This is a genomic window from Sphingomonas horti, assembly GCF_009753715.1.
Classification (GTDB): Bacteria; Pseudomonadota; Alphaproteobacteria; order Sphingomonadales; family Sphingomonadaceae; genus Sphingomonas_B; species Sphingomonas_B horti.
The window spans coordinates 1-17288 of the sequence record NZ_WQMS01000016.1 but is presented as its reverse complement, the minus strand read 5'-3'; the positions used below and the strand labels follow the sequence as shown (position 1 = coordinate 17288).

20 protein-coding genes are annotated in these 17288 nt (G+C 65.1%); 9 read left to right on the top strand and 11 right to left on the bottom strand.

The features are described 5' to 3' along the window. Nucleotides 1–165: 165 nt before the first annotated feature. Nucleotides 166–1431: a DUF4118 domain-containing protein gene (locus tag GON01_RS12840; RefSeq protein WP_157027788.1), complete on the bottom strand. Its 1266-nt coding sequence runs from the start codon at nucleotides 1429–1431 to the stop codon at nucleotides 166–168. Nucleotides 1432–1567: 136 nt separating this feature from the next. Between GON01_RS12840 and GON01_RS12835 the strand changes: the two genes are divergently transcribed. The 4 genes from GON01_RS12835 (at nucleotide 1568) to GON01_RS12825 (ending at nucleotide 6587) form a co-directional block, all read left to right on the top strand. Further along, a complete protein-coding gene (locus tag GON01_RS12835; RefSeq protein ID WP_157027787.1) occupies nucleotides 1568–2578 on the top strand; it encodes a chemotaxis protein CheB in 1011 nt (336 codons plus the stop codon). A 64-nt stretch (nucleotides 2579–2642) separates the two neighbouring features. After that, nucleotides 2643–4214 carry a CheR family methyltransferase gene (locus GON01_RS17360; protein ID WP_198159857.1) on the top strand — a complete coding sequence of 524 codons (1572 nt, stop codon included), beginning with the start codon at nucleotides 2643–2645 and terminating at the stop codon, nucleotides 4212–4214. A gap of 56 nt (nucleotides 4215–4270) precedes the next feature. Beyond that, a complete protein-coding gene (locus GON01_RS16705; protein ID WP_198159856.1) occupies nucleotides 4271–6232 on the top strand; it encodes a PAS domain-containing protein in 1962 nt (653 codons plus the stop codon). After that, complete coding sequence (locus GON01_RS12825) at nucleotides 6201–6587, top strand: response regulator (protein WP_157027786.1); 387 nt, start codon at nucleotides 6201–6203, stop codon at nucleotides 6585–6587. The genes GON01_RS16705 and GON01_RS12825 overlap by 32 nt, the downstream gene beginning before the upstream one ends. Before the next feature lie 483 nt (nucleotides 6588–7070). On the opposite strand, the gene GON01_RS12820 is transcribed toward GON01_RS12825, so the two are convergent. The 3 genes from GON01_RS12820 to GON01_RS12810 all read right to left on the bottom strand — a co-directional run bounded on the left by GON01_RS12820 (nucleotide 7071) and on the right by GON01_RS12810 (nucleotide 8179). Next, nucleotides 7071–7253, bottom strand: coding sequence for a YdcH family protein (locus GON01_RS12820; RefSeq protein ID WP_157027785.1), 183 nt, complete (start codon nucleotides 7251–7253; stop codon nucleotides 7071–7073). A 420-nt stretch (nucleotides 7254–7673) separates the two neighbouring features. Next, entirely contained in the window at nucleotides 7674–7943 is a 270-nt protein-coding gene (locus tag GON01_RS12815) for an usg protein (RefSeq protein WP_157027784.1), read from the bottom strand. Next, nucleotides 7940–8179: a hypothetical protein gene (locus GON01_RS12810; protein ID WP_181599961.1), complete on the bottom strand. Its 240-nt coding sequence runs from the start codon at nucleotides 8177–8179 to the stop codon at nucleotides 7940–7942. Before GON01_RS12810 ends, GON01_RS12815 begins: the two co-directional genes overlap by 4 nt. A gap of 257 nt (nucleotides 8180–8436) precedes the next feature. Between GON01_RS12810 and groES the strand changes: the two genes are divergently transcribed. Together groES and groL are read left to right on the top strand one after the other, a co-directional pair. Further along, nucleotides 8437–8751, top strand: coding sequence for a co-chaperone GroES (gene groES / locus GON01_RS12805; RefSeq protein ID WP_157027782.1), 315 nt, complete (start codon nucleotides 8437–8439; stop codon nucleotides 8749–8751). A 45-nt stretch (nucleotides 8752–8796) separates the two neighbouring features. Next, the gene (gene groL / locus GON01_RS12800; protein ID WP_157027781.1) at nucleotides 8797–10416 is read left to right on the top strand and encodes a chaperonin GroEL; all 1620 of its coding nucleotides are present in this window, start codon (nucleotides 8797–8799) and stop codon (nucleotides 10414–10416) included. A gap of 424 nt (nucleotides 10417–10840) precedes the next feature. Here the strand turns inward: groL and GON01_RS12795 are convergent, their stop codons facing one another. The 6 genes from GON01_RS12795 to GON01_RS12770 form a co-directional block, all read right to left on the bottom strand. Next, nucleotides 10841–11563, bottom strand: a complete 723-nt coding sequence (locus GON01_RS12795) for an SDR family oxidoreductase (RefSeq protein WP_232328845.1) — start codon at nucleotides 11561–11563, stop codon at nucleotides 10841–10843. A 111-nt stretch (nucleotides 11564–11674) separates the two neighbouring features. After that, entirely contained in the window at nucleotides 11675–12325 is a 651-nt protein-coding gene (locus GON01_RS12790; protein ID WP_157027779.1) for an HD domain-containing protein, read from the bottom strand. Next, nucleotides 12322–13002, bottom strand: a complete 681-nt coding sequence (locus GON01_RS12785; protein WP_157027778.1) for an HD domain-containing protein — start codon at nucleotides 13000–13002, stop codon at nucleotides 12322–12324. The genes GON01_RS12790 and GON01_RS12785 overlap by 4 nt, the downstream gene beginning before the upstream one ends. A 30-nt stretch (nucleotides 13003–13032) precedes the next feature. Further along, entirely contained in the window at nucleotides 13033–13488 is a 456-nt protein-coding gene (locus GON01_RS12780) for a carboxymuconolactone decarboxylase family protein (RefSeq protein WP_157027777.1), read from the bottom strand. A 19-nt stretch (nucleotides 13489–13507) separates the two neighbouring features. Then, nucleotides 13508–13915: a cupin domain-containing protein gene (locus GON01_RS12775; RefSeq protein ID WP_157027776.1), complete on the bottom strand. Its 408-nt coding sequence runs from the start codon at nucleotides 13913–13915 to the stop codon at nucleotides 13508–13510. Nucleotides 13916–13973: 58 nt separating this feature from the next. Beyond that, the gene (locus GON01_RS12770; protein WP_157027775.1) at nucleotides 13974–14615 is read right to left on the bottom strand and encodes an HD domain-containing protein; all 642 of its coding nucleotides are present in this window, start codon (nucleotides 14613–14615) and stop codon (nucleotides 13974–13976) included. Nucleotides 14616–14822: 207 nt separating this feature from the next. Between GON01_RS12770 and GON01_RS12765 the strand changes: the two genes are divergently transcribed. Continuing rightward, entirely contained in the window at nucleotides 14823–15797 is a 975-nt protein-coding gene (locus GON01_RS12765; protein ID WP_157027774.1) for a GlxA family transcriptional regulator, read from the top strand. 256 nt (nucleotides 15798–16053) lie between these two features. On the opposite strand, the gene GON01_RS12760 is transcribed toward GON01_RS12765, so the two are convergent. Beyond that, nucleotides 16054–16353 carry a hypothetical protein gene (locus GON01_RS12760; protein WP_157027773.1) on the bottom strand — a complete coding sequence of 100 codons (300 nt, stop codon included), beginning with the start codon at nucleotides 16351–16353 and terminating at the stop codon, nucleotides 16054–16056. Nucleotides 16354–16463: 110 nt separating this feature from the next. Between GON01_RS12760 and GON01_RS12755 the strand changes: the two genes are divergently transcribed. Together GON01_RS12755 and GON01_RS12750 are read left to right on the top strand one after the other, a co-directional pair. Further along, complete coding sequence (locus tag GON01_RS12755; protein WP_157027772.1) at nucleotides 16464–16643, top strand: hypothetical protein; 180 nt, start codon at nucleotides 16464–16466, stop codon at nucleotides 16641–16643. Between the two features lie 184 nt (nucleotides 16644–16827). Next, on the top strand, nucleotides 16828–17025 hold the full coding sequence (locus GON01_RS12750) for a hypothetical protein (RefSeq protein ID WP_157027771.1): 198 nt from the start codon (nucleotides 16828–16830) through the stop codon (nucleotides 17023–17025). Nucleotides 17026–17288 lie beyond the last annotated feature (263 nt).

Sequence of the window (17288 nt, the reverse complement as noted above, 5' to 3'; positions counted from 1 at the left end):
GGACAGAAAAAGATTTGCTGCCTGGAAAGAGGCCCGCGCGATCCGCCCCGTTGCGGCGCGCGGCGCGATCGCTATCGCGCGCCCGAACGCAAGCAGCCCGACGATGCCGATTACCTTGCCGAACAGCTCCAGCTGCCGTGAGGGCGGGAGCATAGGGCCAGCGGATCAGGCTGCGGGCGCGTTCGGGGCGGCGGCCGCGCGCATCTCGTCCTCGAGGCGAAGGCGTTCATGGGCGAGCGCGGCCTGGGCGAGCAAGGTCGCGAGCAGCACTTTCTGGTCGGCGCGCACCGGATCGCGCCCGTCCTCGCTCGCCAGCCCCAGCACCGCGAGCGTGCCGAGCGACGTGCGGAGCGGCTGGAACTGCCAATTGGCGTCAGCCAGGATGCGCGTGCCGCTGCCGGCTTCCTCGCCCTTCTGCCAGGCCCATTCAAGCGCGGTGGTATCGACCGGGCTGAACATCGCCTCGCCCGGGAAGCCGGCGATGCATGTGAGCTCGCCTTCGACCTCGCGGACCACCACCGTCTGCAGCCCGCCCATCAGGCTCGATACCTCGGAGCAGACGATGCGGGCGGTGCCGGCCCAGTCGGAGACGCGCGTCAGCTGGAGCGCGAAGCCGGCCAGGCTGGCATTCTCCCGCGCATTGCGGTCGCTCAGGCCCACCCGGCGCCTCAGCTCCGACGTGACGAAGCCGGTATGGGCCGCGGCCAGCCCCAGCACCACCGCCAGCACCCAGCTCTGCGGCATCGACGGCTTGAACGCGAAGTGCGGCTCGACGAACAGGAAATTGGTGAGCAGCACCGCCAGCGCAGCGCTGAGCAGGCCCGGCCGCGTGCCGAACAGCGCCGCCGCGCCGATCACCGGGAACAGGAACAACAGGCTGAGCGCGCCGGTGCTGAGCCAGGGCGACAGCGCCATCGCGACCGCCGCCGTCGCCACCGTAAGGCCGGCCGTCTTCCAATAGGGAGCGGCCGGATCGCGCGCCGGAACCGCCCGCTTGCCGCGCTTCGGCAGCGGCCGGGCGGCCGAAGGGACCAGGTGGATATCGGCCGCGACGCCGCGATCGACCAGCTGGCCGGGCAGCCGCCGCTGCACGAACGCGCGCCAGCCGCTGCGCCGGTGCGTGCCCATCACGATGTCGGTGACGTGCGCATCCTCGATATGGGCGCACAGCCCGTCCGCCACCGAGGCAGCGGGAATGCGGGCGACGGCGGCGCCGAGCTCGGCGGCTTCCGTCAGCGCCTCGGCGGCATCGAGGTCGCTATTCTTGTCGAACGCGTCCGGGGTGACGACGTGCACCGCTTCCCACGGGCAGCGATAGGCGCGAGCAAGGTCCGCCGCGCGGCGCACGACCGACAGCGAGGTCGAGCCCCGCCCGATCGCCGCGAGAATGCTGCGCGGCGCGTCCGCTCCGATCGACCCATCGGCTGCCACCCCCGCCTTCTGTCACGCCCGCCCGGCGCTGACAACGACGGCGCATGCCGCCCGGGCGGTCACGAAGCGCAGCGCCAGCGGAACTGGCATCGCTCCTGCGATGTTGGGGGGTGGAGCGGCAGACAAGGCCACATGCATGGCGAACAGGGATATCATAGCGATCGGCGGTTCCGCCGGCAGCGGCGCCGTGCTGAGGGAAGTCGTGCGCGGCCTGCCGCGCGACCTGCCGGCGAGCATCTTCATCAGCACGCATGTGCCATCCAACTCACGCGGCTACCTCGCCGAGACGCTCGGCACGTCGGACAGCCTGCCGGTATCGGAGGCGACCGACGGCCAGGCGATCGAAAAAGGCCGCGTCTATGTCGCCGTGCCCGACCGGCACCTGCTGCTGATCGACGGCACGATCCGCCTGGGCGACGGCCCGCGCGAGAATATGGTGCGGCCGGCGATCGACCCGCTGTTCCGGTCGGCGGCCCTGTCCTACGGTTCGCGCGCCGTCGGCGTCGTCCTTACGGGCGCGCTGAACGATGGGGCGGCGGGCCTGCATGCGATCAAGTCGGTGGGGGGCACCGCCGTGGTCCAGCATCCGCTCGACGCGGAAGTGGACCAGATGCCGCTGGCCGCGCTGGAGGCGGTCGAGGCCGACCATGTCGCAGCGGCTGTGGATCTGGCCGACGTGATCGCCGGCATTGCGCGGAGCGATGCCGGACCCGAGCGGCCGCCCCCGGAGTCGCTGGCGCTGGAAGTCGAGATCGCAGCCGGACGCAGGCTGGGCAGCGACGATCTCGCACGTATAGCGAGACCCAGTCCCTTGTCCTGCCCGGATTGTCACGGTGTGCTTTCGGAGGTCAACGACGCGCGGCCGCTGCGCTACCGGTGCCAGATCGGCCATTCCTACACCGCGGAGATCCTGGCGTCGCGGATCGACGAGGTGGACGAGGCGATGCGGATCGCAATGCGGGTGATGGAGGAGCGCGTGACGCTGGTCGAGCGGATGGCGCGCGACGCCCGGGACACCGGCCGCCAGGCGGTTGCCGAACTGTATGACTCCCGCGCCGAGGAATATCGCCGCTACGCCCGCACCTTGCGTGAGGCGGCGACGCTGTCGCGGCGGATGGGCCGCGCCCGGCGAGACCAGGAGATTTGACACGGCTGCTTCTGTCGGCGCCGCAATGCGATTAAGATGCGGAAAAAGCTAGGCGGGCCATGAAGTGAGCGATTCGGACGACAAGCGGAAGCCCGCGCGCAAGCGAGAGGCAGGCCGGGCGACCAGCCCCGCCGCGATCGTCGGAATCGGCGTCAGCGCCGCCTCGCTTCGTTCGCTCGAGCAGCTGTTCGCCGCCCTGGGCCCTGAACTGGGTGCTGCCTATATCGTCGCCGTCCGGCAGCAGGAAGGGCTGGGCGTCGAAACCGTCTGCGAGTCCCTGTCGCGTGCAGGCAGCTTCGGCGTGAAGCTCGCCGCCAACGGCGAGCCGCTGGAAGCCAACCAGATCTATGTGTGCGGACCCGACGACCTGATCACGCTGGAGGACGGCCATGTCCGCACGCGTGTCGCCGGCAATCCGGTCGGGCACCGCGCCACCGTGGATTCGATGCTGATCTCGCTGGCCGAGCACGCGCAGGACCGCGCCATCGGCGTCCTGCTGACCGGGCTTGGCAATGACGGCACGGCGGGCGTGACGGCGACGAAGGAATTCGGCGGCCTTTCAATCGCCGAATCCGTTCCCGGCGATCCCAACCCGGCCGATCAGACCGCCTCCAGCGCGGCCGGCGTCGTCGACATGCTGCTGCCGATCGCGCTGATCCCGAAGCAGATCGCGCTTTATATCAGCAACCTGCGCCAGGTCGGCGCCGGGCGGCAGAGCGATGAGGAAGAGGCCGAAAGCCGGGCCGACGAGATCGGCAAGATCGCCACCATCCTGCGCAACGTCACCGGCAATGATTTCCACGGCTATAAGCGCAATACCTTCCTGCGCCGCATCCAGCGCCGGATGCAGGTGGTGCAGATCCAGGAGATCGCCGCCTATATCGACCGGCTGCGCGGCGACCGCGAGGAAGTGCACCACCTGTTCCAGGACCTGCTGATCGGCGTCACCCAATTCTTCCGCGACCCGCAGGAATTCGACGCGCTGGAGCAGGAGCTGCCGCGCCTCTTTGAAGGAAAGGGCGCGGACGATCATCTCCGGGTCTGGGTGCTGGGCTGCGCGACCGGCGAGGAAGCCTATTCGATCGCGATGCTGCTGCGCGAGCACATGGCGACGCTCGACACGCCGCCGCAGGTGCAGATCTTCGCAACGGACCTGGACGCCCGCGCGCTCGCGATCGCGCGGGCGGGACGCTATTCGGAATCGATCGCCGAACACGTCACGCCCGAGCGGCTGGCGCGCTGGTTCGTCAAGGAAGGCGATACCTATTGCGTGGCGAAGGAGCTGCGCGAGATGTGCATCTTCTCGCCGCACAATCTGGTCAAGGACGCGCCCTTTTCGCGGATCGACCTGCTGTCGTGCCGCAACCTGCTGATCTACCTGAACGCGGACCTGCAGAACCGGGTGATCCCGATCTTTCACTTCTCGCTACGGCCGGGCGGCGTGCTGTTCCTCGGTCCTTCGGAGAACGTCACGCGCCACCAGAAGCTGTTCGCGCCGGTCGACCGCAAGAACCGCGTGTTTCGCCGGCTGGATACGGCGACGCGCGTCCTGCCCGATTTCCCGCTGTCGCCGCGCGCGCACCGGATGCCGGACGCGCATGAAGCGATGCCCGCGCTGCCAAGGGCGGCGCGCTGACCGGCACGATCAGCCGGCGCGCCGAAGCGGTCGCTGAGCGCTACGCCCCCGCTTACGTGGTCATCGACCCGCAATATGACGTGCTGCACTTTTCGGGCCGGACCGGCCGCTACCTCGAACCCGCAGCCGGGGCCGCCAGCCTGAACCTGCTGGCGCTCGTCCATCGCGATCTGCGGCTGGACCTCAGGTCCGCGCTGCATCGCGCCGCCGAGGAACGGCAGCGGGTCGAGATGGCGCGCGTGCCGATGGGCCGGAACGGCTCCGCTTCGCTCGCCAACCTGATCGTCGAGCCGATCGGGGACGACAGGGAAGTGACCGCCTTCGTCGTGCTGTTCCAGGATGGGGGCCCGACCCCGGAAGAGGGCGAATGGAGCGGCGACCAGAAGCTGGTCAGCGACGAGCATGTCCAGCAGATCGAGGCCGAGCTGCGGCTGACCATGGAGCGGCTGCAGACCACGATCGAGGAGCTGGAAAGCACCAACGAGGAGCTGAAATCCTCCAACGAGGAATATCAGTCGATCAACGAGGAGCTGCAGTCCGCCAACGAGGAGCTCGAGACCTCCAAGGAGGAGCTGCAGTCGGTCAACGAGGAACTGCAGACCGTCAACGGCGAGCTCGCGCACCGGGTCGGCGAGCTGGCGCGCACCAACTCGGACCTGAAGAACCTGCTCGAATCGACGCAGATCGCGACCGTCTTCCTCGACAACGACCTGCGGCTGCGCAACTTCACGCCCGCCGCGACCGACATCTTCCACCTGATCGAGACCGATCTGGGCCGGCCGATCGACCATGTCGCGAGCCGCGTCGCCTATGCGGAATTGCAGGACGACGTCCGGCGGGTGCTGAAGACGCTGGGCACCAGCGAGCGCGCGGTCACGTCGGCAGACGGCGAACGCAATTACATCGCGCGGATCCTGCCCTATCGCAGCATCGACAATTTCATCGCCGGCGCCGTGCTGACCTTTCTGGATGTCACCTCGACCACCCGCGCCGAGGCCGCGCTCCGGGAAAGCCAGGAGCGCTACAGCCGGCTGTTCAAGTCGATCGACCAGGGCTTCTGCATCGTCGAGATGCTGTTCGACGAGGCGGGCCGGGGCCGCGACTATCGCTTCGTCGAGGTGAATCCGGCGTTCGAGCGGCAGACGGGCCTGAAGGACGCAGTCGGCAAGAGGATGCGCGAACTGGCGCCGGGCCATGAGGACCATTGGTTCGAGACTTACGGGCGGGTCGCGCTGACCGGCGAGCCGGCCCGGTTCGAGCAGCGGGCGAAGGCGCTGGATGGACGCTGGTACGATGTCTATGCGATGCGCGCGGGCGACCCCGACCAGCACCGCGTCGCGATCCTGTTCAACGACATCTCCCGCCGCAAGCGCGACGAGGAGCTGCAGCAGACGCTGGTTGCGGAGCTGCAGCACCGCACGCGCAACCTGCTTGCGATCGTGCGCGGGATCGCGCAGCAGACGCTGCGGTCGAGCGCCAGCCTGGATCAATTCGGGCAGGAATTCGGCGACCGGCTTTCCGCGCTGAGCCGGGTGCAGAGCCTGCTGTCCAGCGGCGCGGACGAAGTGAAGGTCGACGACCTCGTCCGCGGCGAGCTGGACGCGCACGGCGCGCCGCTCGACAGCGATCGCATCGTCGTCGCCGGGCCGGAAGTGCCGCTGACCGCGCGCGAGGTTCAGGTGCTGACGCTGGCGCTGCACGAGCTGACGACCAACGCGATCAAATATGGCGCGCTCGCCAACCATTCCGGCCAATTGGCGATCTCCTGGGATCTGGCCAGGCCCGACTGGCGCGAGCTGCTGGTCATCCGCTGGACCGAGAGCGGCGTCGAGATGGATGGCGCGGCGCAGCGCGACCGCCGCGGCTTCGGCCGCAAGCTGATCGAGCAGGCGCTGCCTTACGACCTTGGCGCGGAAACGGACTTCAGGTTCGCAGAGGACGGCATCCACTGCGAGCTGCGGATTCCGATCGGACGGGAGAAACCGGATGGAAAGGCCCAAACGCATCCTGCTGGTTGAGGACGAGTTCCTGGTCGCGGCAGAGATGTGCGAGGAAGTTGGCGATCTGGGCCTTGAGGTGGTCGGGCCCTGCGGCTCGGTCGAGGAGGCCGTGGCGGCGATCCGGTCGACGCCGATCGACGCGGCGCTGGTCGACATCAACCTGGGCGGGATCTGGGCCTATCCGATCGCCGACGAGCTGATCGCGCGCGACGTGCCCTTCGCCTTCACCACCGGCTATGACCGCGCCTCGATTCAGGACCGCTACGCGGAGGTGCCGCGGATCAGCAAACCGGTCCCGGCGCGCGTGCTGCGCAGCCTGATCCAGACCATCCTCGAAAGCCGCCCCGCCGGCCGCAAGGCAGCGACCAGCTAGCACTGGCGGCGTCACGGACCCGGTGCTGCGACGGCCGACCGGCGCGGCCGGACAGATGGGGGCAGCGGCTTAGAGGATGTTGGTCGGGGAGAGAGGATTCGCAACCCATTCTTCCCGACCCCAGCGCGGCCCGCCAAAAATGGCTGAAAACTGCGCATGCGCCGCGCGAACCGCGGCTGCAAGCCGCCGCTTGGCACATCCGAAAGCACAATCGCAAGCACAAATGTGCCAACAAGATGGCGGCACGCTCATTACAGGCGACCGTCAACTCAGCGCCCATATCTGCCGGACGCGTTATGATTGCTGCGCGTCCGCTCAGGGCGTTGAAATCGGACCTCGGGCGGTTCAGTGCCAATGACGATATCGGATCTTACGCAGGGGTCGCACGCGACCTAGCTTGAACAGCCCGAGAAGCGCTGTCGCCGACCCATTCCACCATGTCGAAGCAGAACACGCGCCGACACCGTCCAGCGAAGATTTCGCTCAGGCGACGGCGCCGATTTCGTCGCGTCGCCATGCGGTCAGCTGATCCTTGACCGCAAGCTTCAGCCTTTTCAGCCGGGCAATTTCAATGCCATCGGGACGCAGCTTTGCCTGTTCGTGCTGAATCGCCGCATCCAGACGCGCGTGCTCCCGCTCGAGATACTCGAAGAACCGGTTGCTCATTGAAGGTCACCTCCGCTTGTGGCGCTGCAGGTGCGTGCCTTCCGCCGGCGTCCTCGTTCAGCTAGGGCCCATTTCGCCATGATCGCGCGCCGAACTTCTGGCTCGGGCGCAGGCCGCGAAGATGCCGTATCCAGATAATCGTATCGGGAGATGGACATGGTTTGTCAGCCTCCTCTTACCTGTCACTCCTTTCGATCGGCACGATCGCCGACAACTATTTTGATATCGACTTTTTGGGCGTCAAGCCTACCCCGTGCACCGACCACCGGATCGGCCAAGTCGGCACGCCTTGCCGCGCGGGCAGCTCGTGCTGCGCAATCGCGAGCCGCGCCGACGCAAATTCCATCAGGGTCTCGCGCGTCAGCGCGACGTGGATAGTTCGGCGGCCCCGCTACCGCCAGCGCCAAAGGGGGCCGCACATCACTGGAGGGGGATGATGCCGTCGACCGCCCGCCACACGGCGGGTCGGATCAGCTGGTCATGCGCGATGCGAACCGAATGAAGGGCTGCTTTAATTTCCCGGCCCCAAAAATCGAGAAAATCGAACAGCACCGGGAAATCGGGCGCGAGGTCATATTCCTGCCAGACGAACAGCTGCAACAGCGAGGGGGCGTCGGGCCGGTAGTAATGGATCTCGGCCGTTGTCAGTCCATAGCCGCCAAGCTGGGCAATCAAGGCCCGATCGGTCATTGCAGACTTGCCGCGCTGGCCCCCTCCTGGCGGTCGATCGAGCGGAGTGCCTCAAAGATATCATCGACCGGAATGGGGCGTCGGATTCCCGGCGGATTGCGCAATGAGGGCTGTCCTTCGACCGCGGCGCGGTCGGATGCCCACGATGCGAGGATGGCGCGCTTGAGATCGGGTTCGAGCGAGGGATGGCGCGCCACGTCGAAGGGATGAAGGAACTGGGAGACGGGTTGCGACACGGTCGGTCCTCCTTTCCTTGTCGTCGCTCCTTTCTCATCGGCCGCATGACCGGGGTGCAAATTTCCCTCGAGTGGGGCGACCGTCAAGAGAGAGTACGGTGCCCGGCTCGGACAAATTTAGCACTCCATGCCAACCAGCGCCAAAAATTTTTGTTCCGGCTCTTGAACGGAAAAGCGGGTTTCTTAGGTCGTCGGAACCCGTCGTTCGGACTGAACCACGGGGACATCACATCATGTTTTGCAACTGGAGGTTATGCATGCATTTCCGCCCCTTGCACGACCGTGTGGTCGTCCGCCGCATCGTAGCCGAGGAGAAGACCTCGGGCGGCATCATTATTCCCGACACAGCCAAGGAAAAGCCACAGGAAGGTGAGGTCCTTGCGGTCGGGCCCGGCGCCCGCGACGACAATGGCAAGCTGGTCGAGCTGTCGGTCAAGGCCGGCGACCGCATCCTGTTCGGCAAATGGTCGGGCACCGAGGTCAAGATCGACGGCGAGGACCTGCTCATCATGAAAGAAAGCGATATCCTCGGCGTGATCGACAACGTCGTGCCGCTCAAGCAGGCCGCCTGACGGGCGCATCAGCATTCAGGAAGGAACGAAAGGAGTTTTGCCAAAATGGCTGCCAAGGAAGTGAAGTTTGCGTCCGACGCGCGTGATCGCATGCTGCGCGGCGTGGATACGCTTGCGAACGCAGTGAAGGTGACGCTGGGCCCGAAGGGCCGCAACGTCGTCATCGAAAAGAGCTTCGGCGCACCGCGTATCACCAAGGACGGCGTCACCGTCGCCAAGGAGATCGAGCTCGCGGACAAGTTCGAGAACATGGGTGCGCAGATGCTGCGCGAGGTCGCGAACAAGCAGAACGACCAGGCGGGCGACGGCACCACCACCGCGACCGTGCTCGCGCAGGCGATCGTCCGCGAAGGGTCCAAGGCCGTCGCCGCCGGCATGAACCCGATGGACGTCAAGCGCGGCATCGACCTGGCGGTGAGTGCGGTGGTCAAGGACCTCGCGGCGCATGCGAAGAAAGTCAGCGCTAACAGCGAGATCGCGCAGGTCGCCACCATCTCCGCCAATGGCGATGCGGAGGTTGGCCGCATCCTGGCTGAGGCGATGGACAAGGTCGGCAACGAAGGCGTGATCACCGTCGAGGAGGCCAAGAGCCTCGAAACCGAGCTCGAGACCGTCGAGGGCATGCAGTTCGACCGCGGCTATTTGAGTCCCTATTTCATCACCAACACCGAGAAGCTGAAGGTGGAGCTGGATGAGCCCTGTATCCTGATCCACGAAAAGAAGCTCTCGAACCTGCAAGCGCTGGTGCCGTTGCTCGAACAGGTTGTGCAGGCGGGCCGTCCGCTGCTGATCATCGCCGAAGATGTGGAAGGCGAGGCGCTGGCGACGCTGGTCGTCAACAAGCTGCGCGGCGGCCTCAAGGTTGCGGCGGTCAAGGCGCCGGGCTTTGGCGAACGCCGCAAGGCAATGCTGGAGGACATCGCGGTCCTCACCGGCGGCAGCGTCATTAGCGAAGAGCTCGGCACGAAACTCGAGAATGTCACCGTCTCGATGCTCGGCCGGGCCAAAAAGGCCGTGATCGACAAGGACAACACGACGATCGTCGACGGTGTCGGAGCCAAATGCGACATCGACGGCCGCATCGCCCAGATCCGGCAGCAGATCGAGACGACCACGTCCGATTATGATCGTGAGAAGCTGCAGGAGCGGCTGGCGAAGCTCGCGGGCGGCGTTGCGGTGATCCGCGTCGGCGGCGCGACCGAGGTCGAGGTGAAGGAGAAGAAGGACCGCGTCGACGACGCGCTCCACGCCACGCGTGCCGCGGTCGAGGAAGGCATCCTGCCGGGCGGCGGGATCGCGCTGCTGCGCGCGATCAAGGCGCTCGACGGGGTCAAGGCAGCGAACGACGACCAGCAATCGGGTATCGATATCGTTCGTCGTGCGCTGCGCGCGCCCGCCCGTCAAATCGCCGAAAATGCCGGCGAAGACGGTGCGTACATCGTCGGCAAGCTGCTCGAGAACCAGGACTATAGCTGGGGCTTCAACGCCGCGACCGGCGAGTATGCGGACCTGGTAAAGGCCGGCGTGATCGATCCGGCCAAGGTCGTGCGCACGGCTTTGCAGGATGCGGCTTCAGTTGCCTCGTTGCTCATCACGACTGAGGCCTTGGTGGCAGAACTGCCCAAGGAAGAGAAGTCGCCGCAGGTACCGGCGATGGACTATTGAACGTGGAGGCCCGGCGACGCCGGGCCTCCCTTTTTGTGCTGGAACGCTCGCGCCACGCCCCGATGGGCTCAACTTGGCTTGCGAGCTTGGCAGAGCTGGTCGGCCGGTTGGCGCCCACACCCGCCGTGTCGGTCCCCCACGCTCGAACGGGTTAGCGGACCTTTGCGGACCGGCCGTTGAACGGCAGTTTGCGGCCCACCGCTGACGTTCGGCAGCCCCGTTCGAACATCATGTTTCGCGTCCGCTATGGTCATTGCGAGGGGATTAGCTGCACGTCGAAAAGCAGGTTTTCGCGCCCGCTACCGTGGAAGCCGGCCCTCCGCCGGCATTCTACGATTACGCCCGACATCTCGCCATCTGCTCGGATCACCGTCAGCACCGAAGCCGTACGCTTGAGCGGTGCTGAAGGCCGAGAACGTCGGGCCTAAAGCGCCTGTCTTCCGATCGACGCTCCGCCGTCGACGAACAGGGTCTGACCGGTGATGAACCCGGCGCCATCCGACAGCAGAAACGCGATCGCCGCCGCGATCTCGTCCGGTCTGCCCAGGCGGTGCATCGGGATTGCGGAGAGGAACCTTGCCTCGGCTTCGCTCCCCACGGGCGTGTTTCGGCGGAACAGTTCCGTCTCGACCGGGCCGGGTGCAACGGCGTTGACCGTGATTCCTGTGTCGGCCAACTCCATGGCCCAGGTGCGGGTAAGACTATTAAGTGCGGCTTTCGCGGCGGCGTAGGCGCCGCGCAGGGGGATACCGGTGACCACCAGGCTGGTCACGTTGACGATGCGGCCCCAGCGCTTCTTGCGCAACGTTGGCAGGACCGCTTGGCCGGCCAAAATGGCCGAGTGCACATTCATCCGAAAGAGCTCGTCGACATCGCCCAGTTCGATCTCTCCGAATGGCGCCAGCTTAACCAGGCCCACATTGTTGACCAACCCATCGAACGAGAAGCGGTGGGCGAGCTCTTCCAAGCCGTCCTTTGCTACCTGGGTGTCGCTTAGGTCCATAGGAACCAGGGTGCCGGGGAATCCTGCGTCAGGTCCGCGGGCGAGGCCGACCACGTTGTGTCCGGCGTCCGCGAGCATGGTTGAAACTGCGCGACCGATGCCCTTGCTGGCGCCGGTCACGAGAAAAGTACGCCTGATCATCATTCAATCCTTACTGAAATAGGGCTGCGAGGCAGGGTGCCTCCTGGCCAAGCGGATCGTCTCCGCGGCCTGATGGGAATCTGGAAGCGTTCGCGCGTCGGGCAGTGACCGGCGTCAGGTCTTCCAGGCCGAGGTGAGGATGACGCTGCACATGTCGATCCGGCGGAAATCCGGATCCTTGAAGGCCAGGACATCGTCGTTGAAGGTCCCGAACGTGCTGCCGGGGCGGTGTTTCATGCCCTGATAAAAGGCATCGATGATGGCGTGCTTGAAATCGGCTTCTCTGGGAGCTGCGGCGAGAACCGCGTCGCGCTGGGCGTCGGTGAATTCGTCATAGCCGCGGCCGGCCACGTCCATGCCGGCGCCGGCCTGCACCAACGCGATCTCCGGCGCCATGAACTCCGGTATGCCTGGCGTCGTATGCAGCGCGACGGCATTCCATACAGTCTGGATATCCCTCTCCGGAATGCCGTGGGTCCGCAGGAAATCGCGCGCTGCATTCGCGCCGTTCACCTCGAAACGCAGCTGGCTGTCCCGATAGCGTTCGGTGAGCCCAAGGTCGTGGAACATCGCGGCCGCGTAAAGCAGTTCCGGGTCGAAGCTCAGTCCGAGTCGATGCCCGTTCAGCGCGCCCCAGAAATAGACCCTCACCGAGTGATGGAACAGCAGGTCGCTTTCCGTGTCACGAATGAACTGGGTCACTTCGCGCGCAAGCCGGCTATCGGGAAGGCTCACGCCGGCGATCCGTGTCAGGGCGTGCGTCATTCCCCGATCCCTCCGGCATGAACGCGCGTGACGCCGGCGGCCCAACGGCCGTTTCGCATCAGGCCGCAGAAGTCCCGCCGGTGGAAGTGCGGATTCTTCTCAGCCACAACGTCGGCAAGGCCGGTGCCCTGGGTTGTCTCGGGCCGGTGTTCGAGACCGTCGTACAAGGCCTGAAGCACGTGCTCGGCAAACCCCGGTGGATGAGGATAAGCGGCCTCAATGGCCTTGCGCTGCGTATCGGTGAAAGCGTCGTAGCCAAGGCCCACCAGATCCATCATCACCCCCTCTGCAGTGAGCGCGATCAGCGGGTGCAGATGTTCTGAAATCCCGGGCGTGGTGTGCAGCGCGATCGCGAGCCAGACTTTCTCGATATCCGCTTCCGAAATGCCATGGCTCCGCAGGAAATCGCGCGCGGCATTGGCGCCATCGACTTCGAAGCGCACATGGCTTTCACGGAAGCGGGAAGTGAGACCGACGTCGTGGAACATGGCAGCGGTGTAGAAGAGCTCTGGATCAAACCTGAGCCCCTTGCGCTGCCCAGCCAACGCACCCCAGAAATAGACGCGGCGGGAGTGATCGAACAGCAAGTCGCTCTCGGTGTCCCTAATGAATTGCGTCACTTCCTGCGCGATCTTGCTGTCAGGAATCTTCACGCCGGCGATCTGGTCCAGGGTCATGGCCTGTCCTTTCAGGTGCAGCGCTTGCGCTCAGCGCTCGCGGACCGCCTGGGGCGTATTCCGGAAGCTGATCGCCATGCGGTTGTAGCTGTTCATCAGGCTGATCGCGATCGTGAGGTCGACCAGCTGCTTCTCATCGAAGACCTTGCGTGCGGCTTCATACGCGCTGTCCGGGACGCCGGTGTCGGCGACGCGCGTCACGCATTCTGACCAGGCAAGCGCGGCGCGCTCGGTCTCGCTGAAGAGGCTGTCCCCTTCCGCCCAGGCCTGCAGCAGCGCAAGCTTCTCGACTGCGACACCCATCTTGATGAGGTCGCGGGTGTGCATGTCGAGGCAGTAGGCGCAGTTGTTGATCTGGGAGACCCGCAGATAAACAAGGTTCACCAGTTCGGCCGGCAAGCCGCTCTGAACGACATAGCCATAGACGCCGCCGAGCGCTTTCGCTCCCGCCGGAGCAACCTGGTTGTAGTCGAGCCGCTGAGTCATTGTCCTGGTTCCTTCGATGCTATTTGACGGGGGTGGTGAGTGCTTTGTCGTCGGAGTCGACGACGAACACCGCGAGCAGCTTCGCCGGCTCAGTCTTGCTCGCATTGCGGCTGATCGAGTGGACGGCGCCCGGCGGTTCCGACCAGCTCTCGCCGGCCCTGTAGATTCGCGCCGCGCCGTCATTCACTTTCGACTCGATCTCGCCGGAAATCACGTAAGCGTAGATGAAGGCCGACTTTGCGTGCGTGTGCGCCGGCGACGCAGCTCCCGGCGCATATTCGACCTCCACCGCCACCAGCGACTTGCCGGGAATGGTCGGGATCGCCTGCGCGAACCGCGGAATAACCGTTTCGGCACCTTCGCCGTGCGCCAGCGCGGGCGCTGCGGCGACGACCACTGCAGCGGCAAGAACTGTGCGGAATTTCATTGCTAATCTCCTTGTGGAGGCTCTTTTGGTTGGGCGGGCATCGTCGGCCTCGCGCCGATCAGTGGGGCCAGGCCGAGCCGAGGATGATTGCGCAGAAATTCTGCCGAACATAGGCCATGTCCTTGAGCGCCAACACGTCTGCCTTGACGTTGCCGAAGGTCGTCAGCGGCTTGTGGCCAATCCCCGCCGCGAAGTGGTCGATGATGTTTTCTTTGAAGTTCGCTTCGCGCGGGTGGTGCGCGCAGACATGGTCGCGCTGCTCCGCGGTGAAGGCGTCATAGCCGATGCCGAGCACGTCCATCTCAACGCCCGCCGTCAGCATGGCGATGGTCGGACGCATATGCTCAGGGATGCCGGGCGTGGTGTGGAGCGCGATCGCGGTCCACACGTCCTCCACGTCGCGTTCCGGAACCCCATAGCTCTTCATGAAGTCACGAGCGGCATTCGCGCCGTCGACCTCGAAGCGCAGGTCCGCGCTGGAATAGGCCTTGGTCAGGCCCATGTCGTGGAACATGGCGCCGAGATAGAGAAGCTCGGCATCGTACTCCAGGGATCGCCGCTCGCCGGTGAGTGCACCCCAGAAAAATACGCGGCGGCTGTGGTTGTAGAGAAGGTCGTCCTCGGTGTCCCGGACGAGCTCGGTGGCGGCGCGGGCGATCACGCTGTCGGGAATCCGGATGCCGGCAATCGAATGGATCATCGCAAGCTCCTCATCGGCACGGCCTCTCGTGGCGCGAACCAGCACGCAAAGCCGTTCCAGTTTGCAATCTAACGTCACGGCCGCGTCTGAATTCGCTTCCGCTGCACCTGTATTGGGGTTTGGCTGATCTCGACTCAACGACTCCGGGGCGGCAAATCAGGACAAGCGCACGTGGTTTTCCGCCACTGAAGGCGCAGCAAGGACTCTATGCCGGCTCGCAAGGCAGCCCTGGTTATTCACGACGGCGTTCAGGCCCTGGACGTGGCCGGGCCGATTGATGTGTTCGCCGAAGCCAATGCCTTCATCGCCGAAGAGGATCGTTACGAGACCCTGCTGGTCGCCCGAACCCGCGCGCCGCTTCGGGCATCGAACAAGATGCAGCTCGTGGCTGATCTCGCCTTTGACGAGGCGCATCAGCCGTTCGATCTGGTTTTGGTGGCGGGTGGACCGGAGCTGCCTTACGCGCAGCCGGATTCCTCAATGACGGACTGGCTGCAGGCCATCGCGACAACATCGACCGTTCATGGCTCGATCTGCACAGGGGCGTTCGCTCTCGGACACGCCGGTCTGCTCGACGGGCGCCGGGTGACCACGCATTGGCAGATCGCGCAGAAGCTCGCCGCTCGCTTTCCCGCGGCACGGGTCGAGCCTGACCTGATATATGTCCGCGACGGACCTCTGATCACCTCCGCCGGGGTGACCGCCGGCATCGACCTGGCCCTCGCGCTGATCAGGGAGCATCACGGGCCGGACGTCGCCGTTGCGGTTGCGAAGCGTCTTGTGGTCGTCGCCCAGCGTCAGGGCGGGCAGTCCCAGTTCAGTCCGTACCTCTCGGCCCCCGCCGATCCGGTGTCGCCGATCGCGCGGCTCCAGACCTTTGTCATGGAAAATGTGGGCGAGCGCCACACGCTCCAGTCTCTCGCAGAGCAAGTCGGCATGAGCGCTCGCAATCTCGCGCGGCATTTCGTCCGGGAGACAGGAATCACGCCGCACGAGTTCGTCGAGCGCGCGCGCGTTGACACGGCCCGCATGCTGCTGGAAGGCACGCGGCTGCCATTGAAGAGTGTTGCTTACGATTGCGGCTTTGGCACGGCGGACCGCATGCGCATCGTTTTTGTCGATCGCCTCGGAATTTCGCCCGCGCAATATCGCGCCAGCTTTCAGCACGATCCGGTAGAGTAGCCCAGTGGAACCACAGTCCTGGCGAACGGCACGCTGCGAGCCGCTGCCGCTGCCTCGTGACGTCCGACGTCCCCGCTGTTGCAATTGCTCCAGAGTGCGTCTCCCAAGCATATCGTTACGCACCGGAATGATGGCCAGTTGGCGCCCTTCTCAGACAGAAGCGGCAGCTTCTGCCACGCTCTATACCGGCCATTCGCGATTAGGCAGCATCGGCCCCCTGGCGCGATGTCGTTTGCGAATTTGGCCCGGTCGCGGCTTAGTCGTCACGTCGGAGCGTCGCGCTGAACGCGCGATCCGCTTCATCGATGGCTTGCAGAAGGCCGCCGGAGCACGGTGCTTCATCGACGGGATAGGCTCGTTTGAAGCCTTCGCCGAGCAACTGGAGTTCGGCCTCGGTCACCAGAGCGACAGCCACGATACGTTCGGTCACTGCCGCCTCGATTTTTTTGCCTGAAGTTTCTCTCAACGCGCCGGGCAAAAAATGATCCCGGCCGGACAAATAAAGTTTCTGATTGCCATCGCCTAGGCGGAAATAAAAATAACTGCGCAGCTGCACGATTTCATGACCCTTATCTTGGCCGGCTGTGCTATGAGGAAGCCATCACCTGCAGCTGGTAGCTCGCTTCTCGTGCCAGGGGGCTTTTTTGCTCTCGCTTTTGCATGGGAGTGCGTATTTTGGATATCAATTCACTTTTGGCTAAGGAGCAGGTCTCTCTGCTCCGCGCCCGCTTCGCGCCTGCAAGGGAAGCGCGCGATCGCCACCTGACGATCGCAGCCGGCCTCGCGACGAGCCTGCGACTTACGACCTATCCGCATCGTCGCCTTGTATTCGAGATGCTCGCATGAGCAGCACCGAGACCCGTTCCGACCCATTCGGTCTGGGCATGAAGGCCTTTGCGCGAGGCGCCGCTCGGTCGAGCTGTCCTTTCCCGCCGAGCTTTTTTGAGGGCAGAAACTGGTTCCGGGGCTGGGACTATGGTCGGTTACGAGCAGCGGCTCGCCAGTTCCGGGTCGGACAGGAGAAGGGCGCATGAGCCCCACCGAAACGCTCAATCGGCAGAACGAACTCGAGGAGCGCCGGCTCGGCATGCGCACTCTCGACCCGGCTGAAATCGCGCTGCACTTCGGGAGGGCAGCGGAGTTGCGCGCCCTCATCGCCAGAGAGCGCATACAACTTGTTCCTGGTGCAACCGGAACCAAGGGCGCCTGCGCGCCGGAGGCTCAATGAGTGGGCGATCCCATTCGCAGCGTCGCTGGACCCACGGTGATCTGGTGGTGCTGAGGACGCTCGCCAAAAGTGGCGAGACCCCCGGCAGTCTTGCCAGCCGCCTTGGGCGCCCACGCGGCGTCGTCATGCTCAAATGCGCAGAACTGACGCTGCCGCTGCCGTCGATTTGAATCCCCGCTTAAACCCGGAGAACCCATGAGCAGAGCGATCAACCTCAACCTCACAAAGGATGAGGTCAAGGCCGCCGTGCTGAAGCACAAAGC